15 protein-coding genes are annotated in these 18,938 nt (G+C 66.9%); 4 read left to right on the top strand and 11 right to left on the bottom strand.

All coding sequences use genetic code 11. The features are described from left to right. Positions 1-85: 85 nt before the first annotated feature. Positions 86-721, top strand: coding sequence for a DUF2461 domain-containing protein (locus AC4EEO_RS04425; protein WP_491339989.1), 636 nt, complete (start codon positions 86-88; stop codon positions 719-721). Positions 722-732: 11 nt separating this feature from the next. Here the strand turns inward: AC4EEO_RS04425 and AC4EEO_RS04420 are convergent, their stop codons facing one another. The 8 genes from AC4EEO_RS04420 to AC4EEO_RS04385 form a co-directional block, all read right to left on the bottom strand. Continuing rightward, positions 733-1,377: a TetR/AcrR family transcriptional regulator gene (locus AC4EEO_RS04420; RefSeq protein WP_491330344.1), complete on the bottom strand. Its 645-nt coding sequence runs from the start codon at positions 1,375-1,377 to the stop codon at positions 733-735. A gap of 78 nt (positions 1,378-1,455) precedes the next feature. Continuing rightward, positions 1,456-3,015: an amino acid permease gene (locus AC4EEO_RS04415; RefSeq protein WP_491339988.1), complete on the bottom strand. Its 1,560-nt coding sequence runs from the start codon at positions 3,013-3,015 to the stop codon at positions 1,456-1,458. A 172-nt stretch (positions 3,016-3,187) separates the two neighbouring features. Continuing rightward, positions 3,188-3,595, bottom strand: coding sequence for a DUF779 domain-containing protein (locus AC4EEO_RS04410; RefSeq protein WP_018760549.1), 408 nt, complete (start codon positions 3,593-3,595; stop codon positions 3,188-3,190). After that, positions 3,595-4,617, bottom strand: coding sequence for an alcohol dehydrogenase AdhP (gene adhP, locus AC4EEO_RS04405; protein WP_491330346.1), 1,023 nt, complete (start codon positions 4,615-4,617; stop codon positions 3,595-3,597). Before adhP ends, AC4EEO_RS04410 begins: the two co-directional genes overlap by 1 nt. A gap of 45 nt (positions 4,618-4,662) precedes the next feature. Continuing rightward, positions 4,663-6,186 (bottom strand): acetaldehyde dehydrogenase ExaC, encoded by a 1,524-nt coding sequence (gene exaC / locus AC4EEO_RS04400; RefSeq protein WP_491330347.1) that lies wholly within the window; start codon positions 6,184-6,186, stop codon positions 4,663-4,665. Positions 6,187-6,336: 150 nt separating this feature from the next. Next, a complete protein-coding gene (locus tag AC4EEO_RS04395; protein ID WP_491330348.1) occupies positions 6,337-7,680 on the bottom strand; it encodes a helix-turn-helix domain-containing protein in 1,344 nt (447 codons plus the stop codon). Positions 7,681-7,737: 57 nt separating this feature from the next. Beyond that, complete coding sequence (locus AC4EEO_RS04390) at positions 7,738-9,198, bottom strand: FAD-dependent oxidoreductase (protein WP_491330349.1); 1,461 nt, start codon at positions 9,196-9,198, stop codon at positions 7,738-7,740. Between the two features lie 39 nt (positions 9,199-9,237). Continuing rightward, entirely contained in the window at positions 9,238-10,233 is a 996-nt protein-coding gene (locus tag AC4EEO_RS04385; protein WP_133830371.1) for a DNA topoisomerase IB, read from the bottom strand. A gap of 104 nt (positions 10,234-10,337) precedes the next feature. Between AC4EEO_RS04385 and rarD the strand changes: the two genes are divergently transcribed. Then, positions 10,338-11,363 carry an EamA family transporter RarD gene (gene rarD, locus AC4EEO_RS04380; RefSeq protein ID WP_018760555.1) on the top strand — a complete coding sequence of 342 codons (1,026 nt, stop codon included), beginning with the start codon at positions 10,338-10,340 and terminating at the stop codon, positions 11,361-11,363. Between the two features lie 81 nt (positions 11,364-11,444). Here rarD and gabT read toward each other — a convergent pair whose 3' ends face one another. After that, positions 11,445-12,815 carry a 4-aminobutyrate--2-oxoglutarate transaminase gene (gabT, locus tag AC4EEO_RS04375; protein ID WP_018760556.1) on the bottom strand — a complete coding sequence of 457 codons (1,371 nt, stop codon included), beginning with the start codon at positions 12,813-12,815 and terminating at the stop codon, positions 11,445-11,447. 74 nt (positions 12,816-12,889) lie between these two features. Next, positions 12,890-14,320, bottom strand: a complete 1,431-nt coding sequence (locus tag AC4EEO_RS04370; RefSeq protein WP_109044309.1) for an aminobutyraldehyde dehydrogenase — start codon at positions 14,318-14,320, stop codon at positions 12,890-12,892. Positions 14,321-14,488: 168 nt separating this feature from the next. Here AC4EEO_RS04370 and AC4EEO_RS04365 point away from each other — a divergent pair, with 168 nt between their 5' ends. Beyond that, positions 14,489-15,925 (top strand): PucR family transcriptional regulator, encoded by a 1,437-nt coding sequence (locus tag AC4EEO_RS04365; RefSeq protein ID WP_491339987.1) that lies wholly within the window; start codon positions 14,489-14,491, stop codon positions 15,923-15,925. 6 nt (positions 15,926-15,931) lie between these two features. Here the strand turns inward: AC4EEO_RS04365 and AC4EEO_RS04360 are convergent, their stop codons facing one another. Further along, on the bottom strand, positions 15,932-17,536 hold the full coding sequence (locus AC4EEO_RS04360) for a CYTH and CHAD domain-containing protein (protein WP_491339986.1): 1,605 nt from the start codon (positions 17,534-17,536) through the stop codon (positions 15,932-15,934). A gap of 135 nt (positions 17,537-17,671) precedes the next feature. Between AC4EEO_RS04360 and AC4EEO_RS04355 the strand changes: the two genes are divergently transcribed. Then, positions 17,672-18,937, top strand: coding sequence for an MFS transporter (locus AC4EEO_RS04355; protein ID WP_491339985.1), 1,266 nt, complete (start codon positions 17,672-17,674; stop codon positions 18,935-18,937). Position 18,938: the final 1 nt, after the last annotated feature.

Raw genomic sequence — 18,938 nt, 5'->3', positions numbered from 1 at the left:
GGGGTGTTCTGCTGTCCGGCAGGTGTTTTTGCACATACGCCCACCGGATCTGGCCGGTTGCGGCAGGCAGTCCTAGGCTCCCTACATGAGCACTTTCGCAGGCATTCCACCCGAGGCTTTTGGCTTCTACGCGCAGCTGGAAGAGAACAACAACCGCGACTGGTGGCAGGAACACAAGGCGACGTATGAGCAGGCGGTGAAACAGCCGCTCACCGCCCTTCTCTCCGAGCTGGAGCCCGAGTTTGGCCCCGCCAAGCTGTTCCGTCCCAACCGGGACATCCGCTTTTCACTGGACAAGTCGCCGTACAAAACCGCCCAGGGAGCATTCGCCGCACGCCAGGAAGGCGTCGGTTTCTATCTCCAGATCAATGCGGACGGACTGTTGATCGGCGGCGGCTACCATTCCCACACCCCTGCCCAGCTGGCCCGGTTCCGATCGGCCGCCGACGCTTCCGCCAGCGGGTCCGCGCTGCAGGACATCGTGGATGCCGTGGCCGGGGCAGGGTTTGCCGTCGAGGGCGAGAAACTTAAGACCGTCCCGCGGGGTTTCGCCAAAGACCACCCCCGCGCCGAGCTGCTCAAGCACAAATCGCTGTCCGCCGGGGTCGAGGTAGGCCAGCCGGAGTGGGTTTCCACACCGGACGCCAAGACGGAGATCGCGGAACGGTGGCGGAAACTCCGTCCGCTTGTGGAGTGGGTGGGCCGCTACGCAGCCCCCTGATACCCTCCGGCCTATGGTGCTGCGGGGTGCTGTGCTGCCGGATGCTGTGCTGCCGGGTGCTGTGCTGCGGCTTCGAGGCGCGTCTCGAGGTTGTTGAAGAACACGGCCAACATGAGTTCGAAGGCCTTGGTGGCGGCATCGGGCTGGTTCATCACCACGAAATCGAACTGCAGGCCGTAGAAGGTGGACGTAAAGAGCCTGGCATCGGTGTCCGCGTACTCTTCGGGAATGCCCTGGACCATCAGCCAGTCGCGGGTCTTGTGGTGCAGCAGGCGGAAATGCTCCTGCGCGGTGCCCCGGGGCGTCGCAGCCACAATGTCCTGCGCCGTGGCCTCGAATTCGAGCCGGGTCAGGTGCCGGTTCCGCTGGGCCATGGTCCACTGCCACGAGTCGAGCAGGAATGCCCGCCACGCGTCCCGGTCAATATCGCGGACATCGGTATTGCGCATCCGGTCCAGGCGCGACTCGATGGACACCACGATGTCGTTGATCAATTGTTCCCGGCTGCCGAAGTGGTACACCAGCGTGTAGGAGCTCATCCCCAGGCCCTCGGCGAGGCTCCGGAAGCTCAGCTCGGCCAGGGTCTTGTCCATCAGGTAGTCAAGGATGGCAGCGAGCAGTTCAGTTTTGCGTTCTGAACGGGAGGGACGTGCCATACCTCCATCCTAGGAGCCGGAAACGCCGCTGCCCGCCCGGCAGGGGCCGGGCGGGCAGTTCTTGCGGGTGAAGGGACCTCAGGTCCGGGACAGCTCGTCCTCGTCATCTGACGCATCAGCTGCCTCTGCGGTGCCGGTACGGCTGTTGACGGCCGCGTTGGCTTCAGCGAAGCGCTCGTTGAGCCGCGAGTGGCGCTGGCCGTAGGCAAAGTAGATGGCCAGGCCGATGACCAGCCAGATGGCAAAGAAGATCCAGGTCTCCACGGCGAGGTTGGTCATGAGGTACAGGCACAGGACGGCGGAGACAACCGGCAGCACCTTGCCGAACGGGACACGGAAGGCCGGCTTCAGGTCCGGGCGCTTCTTTCGGAGCACCAGTATTCCCAGGCTCACCACCACGAACGCGGAGAGCGTACCGATGTTGATCATTTCCTCCAGCAGGTCCACGTTGGTAAGGCCCGCAACAAGGGCTACCGCGGCGCCGCAGATGATCTGGAGGCGCGCCGGCGTCGAACGCTTTTCGCTGGTCTTGGACAGGGCCCGGGGCAGCAGGCCATCGCGGCTCATGGCGAGCACCACGCGGGACAGGCCCATGAGGAGCACCATGATCACGGTGGTCAGGCCCACCAGGGATCCGAAGGCGATGACCTTGGCGGCCGACGTGTCGCCGACCGCCTCGAAGGCGGTGGTGAGGGTGGGGCTCTTGGCCTCGGCCAGCTGGGTGTAGGACACCATGCCGGTCAGCGCCAGTGACACCAGAATGTACAGCAGCGTGACCAGGGCCAGGCCGCCGAAAATGCCCCGGGGAAGGGTCTTTTGTGGGTTCTTCACTTCTTCGGCCGACGTGGCGACCACGTCGAACCCGATGAAGGCGAAGAACACCAGGGCGGCGCCGGCGAAGATGCCCAGGGTGCCGTACTGGGCCGGGGCGGCACCGGTCAGGAAACCGAAGAAGGACTGCTTCAGCACATCCGCGCCGCCGGCGCCGGCGGTGGGCTCCGCCGCGGGAATGAACGGCGTGTAGTTTTCGACCTTGACGTAGGTGAAGCCCACCACGATCACGAAGAGCACCACGCCGATCTTGATCAGGGTGAAAATATTGCCAACCCGGGCCGAGAGCTTGGTGCCCAGGACCAGCAGCACCGTGAAGATGGCCACGATCAGGAAGGCGCCCCAGTAGAGGTCCACGCCACCCAGCGAGATGGCGGGCGGGATATCGACCCCGGTGAGCGCGAAAACCTTGCTGAGGTAGATGCCCCAGTATTTGGCAATCACGGCGGCGGCGGTGAACAACTCCAGGATCAGGTTCCAGCCGATGATCCAGGCGAGGAGTTCGCCCATGGTGGCATACGTGAAGACATAGGCTGAACCGGCCACGGGGATGGCGGTGGCGAACTCGGCGTAGCACATGATGGCCAGCGCGCAGGTGACGGCGGCGATGGCGAAGGACAGCGTGACGGCGGGGCCGGCGAAGTTCGCGGCAGCCTTGGCGCCAACGGAAAAGATGCCGGCGCCCACTGCAACGGCGACGCCCATGATCATGAGGTCCCAGGTGCTGAGGGAGCGCTTGAGCTTGCGTCCGGGTTCATCGGCGTCAGCGATCGATTGCTCGATGGATTTTGTCCGCAGAAGATTCATTGGGGGTCACAATCCTGGTATGTGATGGAAACAGACCTATCAACGATAGTGTCCATCCACTGGACGGTCCCAATTGTCCCGAATAGTGAGACGGCCAAAACCTCGAACTATATTCCGCCAACGCATCCGGGGCCCTCCTGATGGAGAGCCCGGAGCATCTTGGCCGAACTTCCTAGACGGGCCAGTCCATCAGGGTTGAGCGGATCAGGAAGCGTTTGCCCTCGGGCGCCTCCACGGAAAAGCCGCTTCCCCGGCCCGGAACAACGTCGACGGTCAGATGCGTGTGGCTCCAGTAATTGAACTGTTCCCGGGACATCCAGAACTCCAGGGGCAGGGGCTGCACTCCGTCCGACAGGTCGAACAGCCCCAGCAGGACGTCCGAATCCCCGGTGATGAAATCCCCTGCCGGGTAGCACATTGGCGAGGACCCGTCACAGCAGCCGCCCGACTGGTGGAACATGAGCGGACCGTGCCGCTCCCAGAGCATCCGCAGGAGGTCCACGGCCGCGGGCGTGAGCGCCACCCGGGAGAAGTCTTCCCCGGGCAGCGTCACGGCGGCCTCAAGCCCATGGATAGGCATCAGAACTTCAGCACCACGCGGCCGTCGATCTTGGCGTGCTTCATCTCGTCGAACACGGCGTTGACCTCGGAAAGCTCCCGCACGGAGACCGTGGGGTGGATCTTCCCCCGGGCGTAGAAATCCAGGGCTTCCGCCAGGTCCTGCCGGGTGCCGACGATCGAGCCGCGGACCGTCAACCCCTTGAGCACAATGTCGAAAATCGGCGCCGGAAAGTCCCCAGGCGGCAGACCGTTGAACACGATGGTGCCACCGCGGCGGGCCATCCCGATCGCCTGCCCGAACGCTGACGGGTGCACCGCAGTAACCAGAACTCCATGGCAGCCTCCTGTTTCCCGTTGGATCACTTCCGCCGGGTCTTCATGCAAGGCGTTGACCGTCACTTCGGCGCCGTGGGTCTTGGCCAAGGCGAGTTTGTCATCGGCGATATCCACCGCGGCGACACGCAGGCCCATGGCCACTGCGTATTGGACGGCGATATGGCCCAGGCCACCGATGCCGGAGATGGTGACCCATTGGCCCGGCGTCGCCTCGGTCATCTTCAGGCCTTTATAAACGGTGACGCCGGCACAGAGCACCGGCGCCACCTCGACGGGGTCGGATCCCGCCGGTATGCGGGCCGCGAAGCGCGAGTCCACGAGCATGTACTCCCCGAAAGAGCCGTCCACGCTGTAGCCGCCGTTTTGTTGCGACTCGCAGAGGGTTTCCCAGCCGGTGCGGCAATACTGGCAGTCGCCGCAGGCGGACCAGAGCCAGGCGTTGCCCACGAGGTCGCCAAGGGCGAGGTCGGTGACGCCCTCGCCCAGGGCCACCACTTCGCCCACACCTTCATGGCCGGGAACGAACGGCGGAGTGGGCTTCACCGGCCAGTCGCCCTCCGCGGCGTGCAGGTCCGTGTGGCAGACGCCGGTGGTGAGCACCTTGACCAGTGCCTGCCCTGGCCCGGGCACCGGAACGTCGATGTCCTGGACGGACAGTTCGGTGCCGAATTCGGTTACTACTGCTGCTTGCATTGTCGTCGTCATTGGCGAAATCCTTGCGTCGTTGTAGTGGAGGTGGTGCGGCTGGGCCTAGAAGAAGCCCAGCTTGTTCTCGTCGTAGCTGACCAGCAGGTTCTTGGTCTGCTGGTAGTGGTCCAGCATCATGGCGTGGTTTTCGCGGCCGATGCCGGAGGACTTGTACCCGCCGAAGGCGGCACCGGCCGGATAGGCGTGGTAGTTGTTGACCCAGACGCGTCCGGCCTGGATTTCCCGGCCGGCGCGGTAGGCCACGTTGCCGTTGCGGGACCATACGCCGGCGCCCAGGCCGTAGAGGGTGTCGTTGGCGATGCCCATGGCGTCGTTGTAGTCGCTGAACCTTGTCACGGCCACGACGGGCCCGAAGATCTCCTCCTGGAAGATCCGCATCCTGTTGTGCCCCTCGAACACGGTGGGCTGGACGTAGAAGCCGCCTGCCAGGTCGCCCGGCAGTTCGGCACGGGCACCGCCGGTGAGGATCTTGGCGCCTTCCTGCTTTCCGATGTCGATGTAGGAGAGGATCTTCTCCAGCTGGTCGTTGGAGGCTTGGGCGCCTACCTGGGTTTCGGTGTCCAGCGGGTTGCCCTGGATCATCTTCTCCACCCGCGCCACGGCATCGGCCATGAAGGACTCGTAGATGTCTTCCTGCACCAGGGCGCGGGACGGGCAGGTGCAGACCTCGCCTTGGTTGAAGGCGAACAGGGCGAAGCCCTCCTGCGCCTTGTCGTAGAAGGCGTCGTTCTCCTGGGCGACGTCGTTGAAGAAGATGTTGGGGCTCTTGCCGCCCAGTTCCAGGGTGACGGGGATCAGGTTCTGGCTGGCGTACTGGCTGATGAGCCGCCCGGTGGTGGTTTCGCCGGTGAACGCGATCTTGCGGATCCGGGAGCTGGAAGCCAGCGGCTTGCCGGCCTCCACGCCGAAGCCGTTGACCACGTTGATCACGCCCGCGGGCAGGAGGTCGCCGATGAGTTCCATCAGGACCAGGATGGAGCTCGGTGTCTGCTCGGCGGGCTTGAGCACCACGGTGTTGCCGGCCGCGAGCGCGGGGGCCAGCTTCCAGACGGCCATCAGGATGGGGAAGTTCCAGGGGATGATCTGGCCCACCACGCCGAGCGGTTCGTGGAAGTGGTAGGCGGTGGTGTTGTCATCCAGCTGGGACAGGCTGCCTTCCTGGGCCCGGACGGCCGAGGCGAAGTACCGGAAGTGGTCCGAGGCCAGCGGAAGGTCTGCGTTGAGGGTTTCGCGAACCGGCTTGCCGTTGTCCCAGGTTTCGGCGACGGCGAGCATTTCGAGGTTTTCGTCGATGCGGTCCGCGATCTTGTTCAGGATGGCGGCCCGTTCTGCCACGGAGGTCTTGCCCCAGGATGGTGCCGCCTTGTGGGCCGCGTCCAGCGCCAGCTCGATGTCTTCGGCGGTGCCGCGGGCCACCTCGCAGAAGGCCTTGCCCGTGACCGGGGTGATGTTTTCGAAGTACTGGCCCTTCACCGGGGCAACCCATTCGCCACCAATCCAGTTCTCGTACCGGTCCTTGAAGGTGACCTTCGAACCGTCGGCTCCTGGCTGTGCGTAAACGGTCATTGCTTAGCTCCTTTGCTGTGCAGGAGGCCGGCCCGCTGGGGGCCCGCCGATGCCTACAGCGTAGGAGCCGGGAGGTTGCAGCCAGGTTGCAACGGGGGTTGAGGTTGCCGAACCCGGTTTCGACGATCGCAACCATCGGGTGGCCGGGTTTCAGGCGCGGAGCTCGGCTTCGAGCCGTTCAAGATCAGCGACGACGGCGGCCCGCTTGGGTGAGCGCGGCGGCAGGAGGCGGAGTGCGGCACGGCGGATGCCGACGTCGTCAGCTGCCTCGGGAAGCGCGGCGAACTTGAGCAGGGACTCGGCGCTGCCGTCCGTCAGGACCGCCTCACGGAGCAGGGACGACACCTTGTTCCTGAGGTCCACGACACCGGGGGCCTCGGAGCGGGGAAGCACCGCGCCCCGGTAGATCTCCAGCGCAATCCGGTGGGCTCCGCGCTGCAGGCAGCTGAGGACCTGGCCGGTATCGGCCACGATGTCCGCCGGAAGCCGGTAGGGACGCGAGCCGGGGACGGCCTCGGGGCTGAGCTGCTGGATCACCTTTCGCAGGCGCACCATCTCGGCCCGGAGCGTCATGGTGGAGCCCTCCCCCGGGTACAGCAAAGAACTGAGTTCCTCGGCGGTGAGCCCGTCCGGATGCATGCACAGCAGGGCAAGGATTTCGCTGTGCCGGGCGGACAGGGCAACCGTCTTTCCTCCGAGGCTGAGGAGTGCCTGGTCGCGGCCCAGCAGCTGCAGGCTGTTCCGGTAGAGGCTGCCTCCCGTGGCACCGCGGCCCTGCCCGGCCGCCGCAGCCGGGCTCCGGCGTCGGACGGGTTTCCTTGCCAGTTCTGCCGCGTGCTGCAGGCGCTCCACCCGCAGCTGCGCCTGCGCGGCCGCTACCGTTGCTTCGACCAGCGACAAGGTGTGCGGCGCCACCGCGGTAGCCGTCCCGGTGATGTCCACGACGCCGAGGACAGCTCCCGAGTCGGGGTCGTGGAACGGAACGGCGGTGCAGCTCCAGGGGTGGACGGCGCGCTGGTAGTGCTCTGCGCCGGAGATCTGGATTCCCCTGCCCAGGGCGAGTGCCGTTCCGGGTGCGCTGGTGCCCACGCTCGCTTCGGACCAGTTGGCGCCGGCGACGAACATCATGCCTTCAGCCCGGCGCTGGAGCGCGGGATCGCCGTCCACCCAGAGGAGCCTGCCCACTTCGTCCCCGACGGCCACCAGGAGCCCGCTGTCGTGGCTGGGTTGCACCAGCAGTTTGTTGATGACCGGCATGATCGCGGCCAAGGGGTGCCGGCGGCGGTAGTCCTCCAGTTCATCCCAGTCGAACGCCAGGGGCGCGGCGGCGTTGTCCGGGTTCGCTTTGAAACGGGCGGACCGCAGCCAGGATTCGCGGATCAGGGCGCGCAAACCGGGTATTTCAGGGGTGGCGTCAGCGAACGCATGGTCCAGGCGCTCGTGTCCGGCCAGCGCGGCACGCTGGCGCGGTTCAGGCTGGATCAGGTTCGTCATCGAACTCCCGGAAAGCGCAGGGGTGTGGCGGCTATTCTAACCCCGCCGGCCGGAGGCTCAGCCGCGGGAGATGCGGATCATTTCCTCGCGCGGGACCACCTTGATGCGTTCGCGCACCACGTGGTCCAGCCCTTCGGGGCCGGTCCAGGCAGCGCCGAGGCCGGCCTCGTGGGCGTCGAGCTTGTTCCAGCCCTCCCACGTGGTGTACTCGACGCCGCGCTCCTCCAGGAGGTCGATGATGGCCTGCGGATCCGGGTTGCGGGCCGCCGGGAGGTTCAACCGGTCCTCCAGCAGGAACCCGATGGTCTCCAGGGCATCGCCCTTGGTGTGCCCGATCAGGCCGACGGGGCCGCGCTTGATCCAGCCGGTGGCGTAGATTCCGGGGACTGGCTTGCCCTCGGCGTCCAGGACGCGGCCGCCCTCGTTCGGAATGACCCCGCGCTTGGCGTCATACTCCAGTTCGTCAAGCGCTGAGCCGTGGTAGCCGATGGCGCGGTAGACGGCCTGGACGGGGTATTCGACATACTCCCCCGTGCCCTTGGCGTTTCCGGTCCCGTCCAGCTGCATCCGCTCGAACTTGATGCCGCCCACCTTGCCCGTGCCGTCGTCGAGCACTTCAACCGGGCTGTGCAGGAAGTGCAGGTGCAGCCGGCGGGAGGACGGGTTCTCGGCTTCGGCGTGCTCTTCCACCAGCCAGTTGGTAAGGGTGTTCACCATGGTCTTGATCTGGTTGTTGCTGCGGATGGCCTCGTCCGAGGCGTCGTCGAATTCGAAATCCTCCGGGTAGAGCACGATGTCGACGTCGTCCATGTGGCTGAGCTCCCGCAACTCCAGCGGGGTGAACTTGACCTGGGCCGGCCCGCGGCGGCCAAAGACGTGGACATCAGTGACGGGAGATGACTTCAGGCCCTGGTAGACGTTGTCCGGGATTTCGGTACTGAGCAGTTCTTCCGGGTGCTTGACCAGCATGCGGGCCACGTCCAGGGCCACATTGCCGTTGCCGATGACCGCGATCTCCTTCGCGTCCAGGGGCCATTCGCGCGGAACGTCCGGGTGCCCGTCGTACCAGGACACGAAGTCCGCTCCGCCAAAGGAACCCTGGAGGTCGATGCCCGGGATGTCCAGGTCCGCGTCCTTGACCGCGCCGGTGGAAAAGATCACGGCGTCGTAGAAGGCGCGGAAATCGTGCAGGGTCAGGTCGCGGCCGTAGCTCACGTTGCCCAGGAAACGGATGTCGCCGCGGTCCAGGACCTTGTGCAGGGCGTTGACGATGCCTTTGATCCGGGGATGGTCCGGGGCCACGCCGTACCGGATCAGCCCGTACGGTGCCGGGTAAGCCTCGAAGAGGTCGATGCTGACCTGGAAGTCGCCGTCCTTGACGCCGCTGGACTTGGTGAGGATGTCCGCAGCGTAGACTCCTGCCGGTCCGGCGCCGACAATGGCGACGCGGAGCGGACGGTTGGCGGCGGATTCGCTGTGATTGGTCACCGGGAGCCCTTCTGAACTGGTCCTGCTCATGATTCATGTGCTGCATGGTGCAACGCACAAGGCCCCATTCTAGTTGGCGGCCAGGGGCACCACCCGGCCTTCCCGGTACAGGAGTGCCCGGAGTTCGGCTTCGGCGGAGTCCAGCCGCTTCGGATCTATGGTTTCACCGTCGTGGTAGTGGTCCACCACGCGGGGGTCCACGTAGCTCTTGCGCGCGATCGAGGGGGTGTTTCCCAGGGTCTCCGCGGCCTCGACCATGGCCCGGCTGATGGCGCGCTTCCGCTTGGCGGCCGTGCGCAAGGCGCCGGTGCGTGCCAGGCTGGCCGCTGCGGCAGCCGTTCCCCGCAAGGTCCGGAAGTCCTTGGCCGTGAAGTCGGACCCGGTCCGCTCCTTGACGTAGGCGTTGATGTCCGCGCTGGTCACGGGCCGCCAGGTGCGGCCCTCCTTGTAGGCGAGGAGCCGCGCGTTGGACCCGCGCCGCTTAAGCAGGCGCAAAAGGTCGGCGAGGTCGGGATCGCGGATTTCCGATTCCCAGTCCTTGCCGCTCTTGGCCGGAAAGCTCAGCAGGATCCTGTCTTTGCGCACCCGGACGTGGGCACACAGCAGCGTGGCCAGGCCGCGGCTGCCGTTTTCGTTGGTGTAGCGCTCGGAGCCGACCCGCAGGGATCCGCTGTCAAGCATCCGGAAGGCTGCCGCCAGGACGCGTTCACGGCTGAAACCCTCGCTTCGCAGGTCCATGGTGACCCGGCGCCGGGCCACGGGCAGCGATTCGGCCAGCTGCAGGGACCGGTCGAACTTCACCCGGTCCTTCCGCTCGCGCCACTCAGGATGGTAGATGTACTGGCGCCGCCCCACTGCGTCCAGGCCGGTGGCCTGGATGTGGCCGTTCTCGAACGGGGCGATCCAGACGTCGGTCCACGCAGGGGGAATGCCGATGCTTTCCAGCCGGTCCCGCACGGGTCCGGGCGGCAGGGTGGAACCGTCAAGGTCCCGGTAACTGAAGCCTGTTCCTGCAGCCACCCTGCGGTAGCCGCGGCCGGAGGCGTTGCTGCGTCGGAGTCTCATCGGGCGCCGGATGGCCGGTTAGCGGATGTCATAAAAGAAAGCCTACTGATTGTTTTGCGGTTTGCCCGTGTTCGGGCTGGAATACCTGTCCCGGGACTGCTGTTATGGACATCGTGCCCATTCCAGAACGAACGTCCCACGCCGCCCCACTCACCACGTCCCCGGCCCCAGGGCAGAAGCCCGCGGCCACCACGGGCCCCAAGGCCGTTGCAAAGGACACGACGGCGGGCATGCTCTTCGGCATCGGCGCGTACGTTTTGTGGGGGCTGCTCCCCCTGTACTTCTTCATCCTCATGCCAGCCGGCGCCGTCGAAATCGTGGCCAACCGCGTGGTGTGGTCGCTGTTGTTCTGCGCCCTCCTGATCACGGTGACCCGGACCTGGACCGTGCTTGCGGCCGCGGTGAGGGACCGGCGGGTGTTCGCTCCGCTCGCGTTGGCGGCGTTCCTGATCGCGATCAACTGGTTGACCTACACCTACGGCGTGACCACCGGGCAGGCAGTGGAAACCTCGCTGGGCTACTTCATCAACCCGCTCGTTTCCGTATTGCTGGGCGTGTTCGTGCTGAAGGAACGCCTCCGGCCGCTCCAGTGGGCCGCCGTCGGCGTCGGCTTCATCGCCGTGGGCGTGCTGACGTACTCGTACGGAAAGCTTCCCTGGATCGCCCTGACACTGGCATTCAGCTTCGGACTGTACGGGTTCGTCAAGAACCGGGTGGGCTCCAGGGTGGACGCCATTACCAGCCTCAGCGTGGAAACCATGGTCCTGGCCCCGCTGGCCGGCGTGGCGATGGTTGTCCTGGCCGCCGGCGGCACCGCCACGCTGACCACGCAGGGGGCCGGGCATTTCTGGCTGCTGCTGGCCTCCGGCGTCATCACCGCGGTGCCGCTGCTCTTCTTCGGCGCCTCCGCCCGGCGGCTGCCGATGACCACCATCGGGTTGCTGCAATACTTCGCGCCGGTGCTGCAGTTCCTGGTGGCCCTGCTGGTCTTCCGGGAGGCCATGACCGTGGAGCGTTGGATCGGGTTTGGAGTGGTGTGGCTGGCCCTGCTGCTCCTCACGGTGGACATGCTGCGGACGGCACGACGGAACTCGCTGGTCCGAAGAGCCGCGCTCCGCGCCGCAGCCTGAAAAGGCTGCCCGGGCACAAAGAAGGTGGGCTCCCCAATGGGGAGCCCACCTTCTTTGCGTTGCCGGAGGGAGTCGTTCCGGTTAGGCGTTGGCCTTGATCGCCGCGGCCAGGACATCCAGCCCGTCGTTGAGCAGCTCGTCGGTGATGACCAGCGGGGGCAGCAGGCGGATGACGTTTCCGTAGGTGCCACAGGTGAGGATGATGACGCCTTCCTTGAGGCAGGCGGCGGCCACGGCCTTGGTCAGCTCTGGGTTGGGTTCCGTGGAACCGGCCTGGACGAGCTCGACGGCGAGCATGGCACCGCGGCCACGGACGTCGCCGATGACGGCGGTTCCGGCAGCAGCCAGGTCGGACTGCAGGTCGCGGAGCCGGCCCAGTGCGAGTTCCTCGATGTGGCGGGCACGGCCGTTGAGGTCGTATTCCTCCATGGACCCGATGGACGCCAGCGCCGCGGCGCACGCCACGGGGTTGCCGCCGTAGGTGCCGCCCAGGCCGCCGGGGTGGACGGCGTCGAGGAGGTCGGCGCGGCCGGTGATGGCGGACAGCGGCATGCCGCCGGCGATGCCCTTGGCCATGGTGATGATGTCCGGGACGACGCCCTCGTGGTTCACGGCGAACCATTCACCGGTGCGGCAGAAACCGGACTGGACTTCGTCCGCGATGAAGACGATGCCCTTGTCCTTGGCCCAGGCGGCCAGCGCCGGCAGGAAGCCCTCGGCCGGGACGATGAAGCCGCCCTCGCCCTGGATGGGTTCGATGATGATCGCGGCAACCTGGTCCCCGCCGATCTGCTTTTCGATCATGGTGATGGCGCGCTTTGCTGCCTCGGCACCGGTGATGGAGGGGTTCTCCTCGCGGTACGGGTAGCTCATGGGCATGCGGTAGACCTCAGGGGCGAACGGGCCGAAGTTGGTCTTGTACGGCATGGCCTTGGCGGTCAGCGCCATGGTCAGGTTGGTGCGGCCGTGGTAGGCGTGGTCGAAGGCGACGACGGCGTCCCGGCCGGTTGCCAGCCGGGCCACCTTGACGGCGTTCTCCACGGCCTCGGCGCCGGAGTTGAAGAGGACGGTGCGCTTTTCGTGGTCACCCGGGGTGAGGCGGTTCAGCTGCTCGGCGACCGCGACGTAGCCTTCGTACGGGGTGACCATGAAGCAGGTGTGGGTGAAGTGCTCCACCGCTTCCTTGACGGCACCGACGACGGCGGGGTCGGAGGCACCCACGCTGGTCACGGCGATGCCGGAACCGAGGTCGATGAAGGAGTTGCCGTCGACGTCATGGATGATGCCGCCGTCGGCGTCTGCAACGTAGACCGGGACGCTGGAGGCGACGCCGGCAGCCACCACGGACTTGCGGCGCTCGGTCAATGCCACGGACTTGGGGCCCGGGAAGTCGGCCTGGACGTTGCGCTTCTGCTCGAGCCGGTAGGTGATGTCTGATGCGGTGGTGGTCATTGGGGTTCTTTCTGTGCTGGTGGTTGGGCTTGCCGAAACCGCGGTTCTCGGAGAGCCCAACCCGCGGAAACTGGTCAGGCGTCGAGGGCGGACATGACGTGCTTGATGCGGGTGTAGTCCTCCACGCCGTACATGGAGAGGTCCTTGCCGTAGCCGGACTGCTTGAAGCCGCCGTGGGGCATTTCGGCGGTGAGCAGGATGTGGGTGTTGATCCAGACGGCACCGAAGTCCAGGTCCCGGCTCAGCCGCATGGCGGTACCGTGGTTGGTGGTCCAGACGCTGGAGGCCAGGGCGTATTCGACGTCGTTGGCCAGTTCCACGGCTTCGGCTTCGGTGCTGAATTTCTGCACGGTAATGACCGGGCCGAAGGTTTCCTTCTGCACTACGTCGTCGGTCTGCTTGGCGCCGGTGATGATGGTGGGTTCGAAGAAGAAGCCCTTCTCCCCCGCCCGGTGGCCGCCGGTTTCGATCCGGCAGTTCTCAGGCAGGTTCTCCACCACGGAGGTGACCGCATTGAAGTGGTTGATGTTGTTCAGCGGGCCGAAGTAGTTGTCCTCGTCGTTCTGCGAGCCCGTGTGCAGGGTCTTGGTGTGCTCCACCATGGCTGCCACGACGTCGTCGTGCACTGACTCCTCCACGAGCACCCTGGTGATGGCGGTGCAGTCCTGGCCGGCGTTGAAGAAGGCAAACTCGGCGATGGCCGCGGCGCTCTTCTTGATGTCCGCGTCCTTGAACACGATGGCCGGAGCCTTCCCGCCCAGCTCCAGGTGCGCGCGCTTGAGCCCCTTGGCGGCACCAGAGGCGACGGCAATGCCGGCGCGCACGGAGCCGGTGATGGACACCAGGCCGGGGACCTTGTGCTCCACCATCATGGCCCCGGTTTCGCCGGTGCCCAGGACAACGTTGAGGACGCCGGCCGGGAAAATCTCTCCGGCGAGGCGGGCCAGCACCAGGGTGGACTCCGGCGTGGTGTCTGAGGGCTTGAGGACCACGGTGTTGCCGGCGGCCAGGGCGGGGCCGATCTTCCAGATGGCCATCAGGAACGGGTAGTTCCACGGCGCCACCTGGGCCACCACGCCGATGGGTTCGCGGCGGACGTAGGAGGTGTGGCCCTCGAAGTACTCGCCGGCGGATTTGCCTTCCAGGATGCGGGCGGCACCGGCGAAGAAGCGGAGCTGGTCTGCGCCGGCGGCGATTTCCTCGGAGGCGATCAGGGAGCGCACCTGGCCGGTGTTGCGGTGCTGTGCCTCGACGAGTTCGTCGCTGTTGGCCTCGATGGCGTCGGCGAGCTTGAGCAGCATCAGCTGGCGCTGGCCGGGGGTGACGTGCTTCCAGGTCCGGAATGCGTCCTTCGCGGCAGCCATCGCGGCGTCGACGTCGGCCTGCACGGAAACGGGGGCGTGTGCCACCACTTCGCCGTTGGCGGGGTTAACCACATCCAGCAGGGCGGTGCCGGCCGGCGTGACGAACGTGCCGTTGATGAAGTTTTGCAAGGTCTGGACCACGGTGTGCAACCTCTTTCGTAGGAGCCATCGGCGCCCGGGCGGAGGCCGGGACGGATGGATGGAACTGCATTGAGCCTATGCCAGGGCCCCACCGCGGTGAATAGCCACCTGCACACCCTTACGGAACAGGTTTAGTGCGGTTGCCCAGCTCACGTTTATCCTTGCTTCATGGCCATTTCCCTTGCTGCCCTGGTGGGCGTGACGTCCCTGAAGCTGTCCAAGGCGGGCGTGGCGGAGACTACCTGGAACCAGGACATCAACTGGGTGGCCGTCACCGAGCTTGAGGATCCCCAGCGGTTCCTCAACGGCGGGGAGCTGGTCCTCACCACCGGCCTGCGGCTGCGGTCCGCCCCCGAACAGCGACGCTTTGTCCGCCAGGTGCAGCGGGCCGGCGCCGTGGGCATCGGATTCGGGGTGGGCCTGACGCACGAGGCAGTGCCGCCGGCCCTGCTGGCGGAGGCGAACCGGTGGGGCCTCCCGGTGGTGGAGGTGCCGTACGAGACTCCGTTCATCGCCATCACCAAGCTGGTGGCGGACGCCCAGTCGGCAGACCACTACGCCAAGCTTGAGCGGCTGATCGCCGGACACCAGGTGCTGGCCCGGGCACTTTTGACCGGCGGCGGCCTGGCCGAGTTGTTGAAGAATTTGGGCGGCATGCTGCGCACGGATGTTGCCCTGACCCAGTTCGCCGCGCAGCTGTACAACAGCAGCACGTCCAGTCCGTCCGCGGATGCCTGGTCCAGCTACCCCGTCCCAACCGGGCGGAGAGATGCCTGCACGCTGTGGGTCCGCCAGCCGTTCGAGGACACAGGCATCATCGGGTATGCGCAGAACCTGATCAGCGTGGAGCTGAACAACATGGTCAAGCAGCGCCAGGCCCAGCGGGCGCTCTGCGGCCAGGTGCTGGAGGACGTGATCCACGGCGCGCTGGAGACCAGCGAGGCGCAGCGCCGCCTGGCAGGCGTGGGCGTGAACAGCACCCGCAAGAACGTGGTGCTGCTGGCGGTGTCCGCCGCGCACGGCAAGGCCCTGGGAAGCACCTCGGTGCCGCTGGAACTCGAAAAGGCCGTTGCCGCCGTGGTGGGCAAGGACCTGGTGCTTGTGGTCAATGACGACGGCGGGACGGCGCCGGCGCTGGCACGGAAGCTCAGCGACCACCTCGCCGAGGCCGGAATCCACGCCACGATAGGGATCGGCGGGGCATACACCAAGCCCAATGGCCTGCGCTGGAGCTACTTCGAGGCGCGGGACGCCGCAAGCCACGGCCTGCCTGTCAATGAACCCGAGCGGCTGAGCCTGACCTCGCTGCTGCTGGCCAGCGAGGACGTGCCGCTGGCGGATATGGCGCATGAGTCGCTTAACCCGCTGCGGGCCTTTGATGCCGCGCACGGCTCGGAGCTGATGACCACGCTGGAGAGCTACCTGAACAACAACGGCTCGGTGGCCGCGGTGGCGGAAGAGCTGACCCTCCACCGCAACACGGTGCGGTACCGGCTGGCCCAGATCACCGAGCTGACCGGCTACGACCCCGCCGTCACCGCGGACCGGGTGCAATTGTGGTTGGCCCTGGCCGTGGCGCGGTTGTCGGCGCGACAGGGCAAATAACCCGCCCTAGATGATGCCGCGGCGGAAAAGGTCTCGGGATTTCTTCCGGGCCTTCAGATATTTGGCGTGTGCGGCGAGCATGATCGCATCCTGCTGGCTGAGCAGCTCGGTGTAGACGTCCGCGGTGGCCGGGTCACTGCCGTCACCGGCAAGGGCCGTCAGCAGTTCCCTGGCCACCACGGCGTCCTGGAAGCTGCCCAGGATCTTTTGCTGCCGGCGGGCGGCCTTGGCCACCTTGGCGGCGCGCTTGCCGCGGACCAGGGCGGCTGATTCCGCCACGTAGCGCAGCCGCTTGGCGTCTTTGCGTACGCGGTGCAGGGCAAGTTCTTGGTCCGTGCCGCGGCGGGCGCGCGTGGCAGCCTTGTGCGAGCGCTTCAACTTCCTGGCGCCCTTGTCCACGGCTTTCGCTGCCGCCTTGCGGCCGGAGGTGACGGCGTCGGCGCGCACCGGCGGGTTGTCGCGGAAATCCTCGAGGTTGTCCAGGAGCCGGAAGTAGCGGGCCGAGCCGAGCGATTCCTGCAGGAGGCGGTAGGCGGCGTCGAAATTTTCACCTGTCCGGTGGTCAACCGCTGCCGTGGCGGCCGCGAGGCCCTCCCCCGGCGGAAGGTCGGCCAGCTGGCTGCGGAGCTGCGCGCGCAGGACTTCGGCGTCGCGCGGTTCGCCGAGCAGCCGGCCCAGCCACTTCAGCTCGCCCCGGAGCCTGCGCACCGGCGATGCCCTGTACAGCTTGCCGTACGCTGCCAGGACCGATCTGATGCGGCGGGCCGAGGAGCGCATGGTGTGCACCGCTTCCGGCTCCTCCAACCGGACGGCGGCGTCGATGGCGAGGATCTCGTCGATCTGCGACGCCACAAAGACGGTGACGACGGCGGCTGCCGGGGCGCGCTTGCCTGCCAGCAGGGCGGGGCTGCTTCCGGCGTCACTGCCGTTTGCATCGTCGTCGGGGGCGGCACCGTTGGAGCGTTTCGGGGCTGACTTGCCGGCGCCCAGGGCGCGCGCCAGCTTTGAGGCGTGACCGGCCGGCCGGGCGCCGGCGGCGGTCAGGAGTTCTTCCACCGGCCCGAAGAGGGCGGGCCCGCCGTGGACCAGTTCCACCTCCCACTCGCGCCACTGCCCGTGCGCGCTGGTTCCCTTGTCCCGGCCGGCCAGCCGCTCGGCGGTGACGTGGTCGTCGGCGAGGTCGGCGAGGTGCACGCCGTCGTCACCGTACAGGGCGTAGGTGGTGCGGCGGGTTTCCAGCCGGACCACCGGCACCGGAACGGATCCCCGCAGGTAGGCGTGAAGGTGGGCCAGCAGGCTGTCCGGCACGGCGTCGGGACGGCCAAGGGGCGCGTGCAGCTCCGTCCGCGGCGCGGGACCTTCAGCGGTGGCGGCGGCGGTGGGCGGGAGCTTCAGGTGCCACCCTGCGTCGGTGCCGCCGGTGCGGCGCCGCAGGGTGATCCGGCGGGCCGCCAGGTCGTGGGCGGGGGTGTCGAAGTACACCGCTTCGAGGAGGTCGGTGTGGGGTTTCCCGGTCCGGGCCACCCCGGCGGCTTGTTCCAGCGCCGGCACCGCGGCGTCGTCGTCGACGTCGTACTTCTTCTCGATCTCAAGTCCCCGCGAAGCCTCCACAGCCGTCCTTCCGCACCGCCCGGTCCATGCCAGGCCCTCCGACAGTCCGTTCGCAGTCTATGCCAGCCCCGGCATCGGCGAGAGGTTGCCCACAATATCGCAAACATCAAACGTCTAACCTTTAGGGTGGATGGTATGTCCGCCACTCCCCCCGCGTCCGCGCCAGCAGCAAACGCAACCATCCCGGCCGGCACCGCCGGCGCGGTGCCCGCCAAGCCGCGCTCCGCCGTCGTCTTCGGCGTGATTGCCCTGGTGCTCATCGGACTGAACCTCCGTGCCGGGATCACCGGCGCCTCGGCCCTGCTGCACGACCTTCAAGCTGTCCTGGGCTACGGGGCACTGGTGGCGGCCATCATCCCGTCCATTCCCACCCTGTGCTTCGCGGTGGCCGGAGCCGCAACTTCCTGGCTGAGCGGCAAGCTGGGCGTGGAGAAGGCCATCCTGCTGTCCCTGGCGCTGCTGGCCGGCGGGCTGCTGCTGCGCGGCCTCCCGGCAACCGGCATGCTGGTGGCCGGCAGCGTGGTGGGCATGTCCGGGCTGGCCATCTGCAATGTGGCCATGCCGTCCTTCATCCGCGAGCACTTCGCCTCCCGGACGTCGCTCATGACCGCCGTTTACACGGTGACAATGACTACCGGCGGCACCCTGACTTCGGTCCTGGTGGTTCCACTGGCACAGGCCCTCGGGTCGCCGTCCGCCGCGGTGGGAGCGGTGGGCATCGCGGCCGTGGCGGCATTCCTGGGTTTCCTGCCCGTGGCGCTGCACGCCCACCGCCACACCGTCCGGAGCACCGCAGCCCACATCTCGCCCTGGCCGCTCCTGCGGACCGGGAAAGGCCGGCTCCTCACCGCGATCTTCACCCTCCAGGCACTCCTGGCCTACGCGCTGCTGAGCTGGCTGCCGTACATGCTCACCACCATGGGAATGAGCGCCTCGGACAGCGGACTGATGTTCGGGCTGATGCAGCTCGTGTCCGTCCCGGCGGGCATGGTGCTGATTGCCATCGGATCCCGCCCGCGCATGCTCCGCCCGGCCTTTTACCTGGTGAGCGTCACCATGGCGGCCGGGATCGCGGCGCTGTTGGTGCTGCCTGTGGGACTGGCCGCCATTCCGGCCGTCCTGATCGGTTTCGGCCTGGGCATTTTCCCCCTGGTGATGGTGATGATCAGCCGCAGCGGGTCCAGCACCGCCGAAACCACGGCGCTGTCCACCCTGGCCCAGTCCTCGGGGTACCTGCTGGCGACGGCAGGTCCCTTCGGCATGGGCCTGCTGCACAGCGCCACCGGCGGCTGGACCCTGCCTCTGGTGCTGCTGCTGGCACTGGCACTGGTCCAAATCGTGGTGGCCCACCTGATCACGGGGCGCCCGATGTCCGGAACCCGCCCTGCGGAAAGGAAGTAGC

The organism is Pseudarthrobacter sp. MOO13, from assembly GCF_058267655.1.
Note: the sequence above shows the minus strand (reverse complement) of the source record. Positions and strands in the feature narration are given on the sequence as shown.

What these genes read in the sequence shown, in the direction of transcription:
- AC4EEO_RS04355 (WP_491339985.1), top strand. Translation starts at nt 17,672, where the DNA reads ATGTCCGCCACTCCCCCCGCGTCCGCGCCAGCAGCAAACGCAACCATC.
- AC4EEO_RS04425 (WP_491339989.1), top strand. Translation starts at nt 86, where the DNA reads ATGAGCACTTTCGCAGGCATTCCACCCGAGGCTTTTGGCTTCTACGCG.
- exaC (WP_491330347.1), bottom strand. Translation starts at nt 6,186, where the DNA reads ATGACCGTTTACGCACAGCCAGGAGCCGACGGTTCGAAGGTCACCTTC.
- AC4EEO_RS04395 (WP_491330348.1), bottom strand. Translation starts at nt 7,680, where the DNA reads ATGACGAACCTGATCCAGCCTGAACCGCGCCAGCGTGCCGCGCTGGCC.
- AC4EEO_RS04420 (WP_491330344.1), bottom strand. Translation starts at nt 1,377, where the DNA reads ATGGCACGTCCCTCCCGTTCAGAACGCAAAACTGAACTGCTCGCTGCC.
- AC4EEO_RS04365 (WP_491339987.1), top strand. Translation starts at nt 14,489, where the DNA reads ATGGCCATTTCCCTTGCTGCCCTGGTGGGCGTGACGTCCCTGAAGCTG.
- rarD (WP_018760555.1), top strand. Translation starts at nt 10,338, where the DNA reads ATGGACATCGTGCCCATTCCAGAACGAACGTCCCACGCCGCCCCACTC.
- AC4EEO_RS04390 (WP_491330349.1), bottom strand. Translation starts at nt 9,198, where the DNA reads ATGAGCAGGACCAGTTCAGAAGGGCTCCCGGTGACCAATCACAGCGAA.
- AC4EEO_RS04410 (WP_018760549.1), bottom strand. Translation starts at nt 3,595, where the DNA reads ATGCCTATCCATGGGCTTGAGGCCGCCGTGACGCTGCCCGGGGAAGAC.
- gabT (WP_018760556.1), bottom strand. Translation starts at nt 12,815, where the DNA reads ATGACCACCACCGCATCAGACATCACCTACCGGCTCGAGCAGAAGCGC.
- AC4EEO_RS04385 (WP_133830371.1), bottom strand. Translation starts at nt 10,233, where the DNA reads ATGAGACTCCGACGCAGCAACGCCTCCGGCCGCGGCTACCGCAGGGTG.
- adhP (WP_491330346.1), bottom strand. Translation starts at nt 4,617, where the DNA reads ATGACGACGACAATGCAAGCAGCAGTAGTAACCGAATTCGGCACCGAA.
- AC4EEO_RS04415 (WP_491339988.1), bottom strand. Translation starts at nt 3,015, where the DNA reads ATGAATCTTCTGCGGACAAAATCCATCGAGCAATCGATCGCTGACGCC.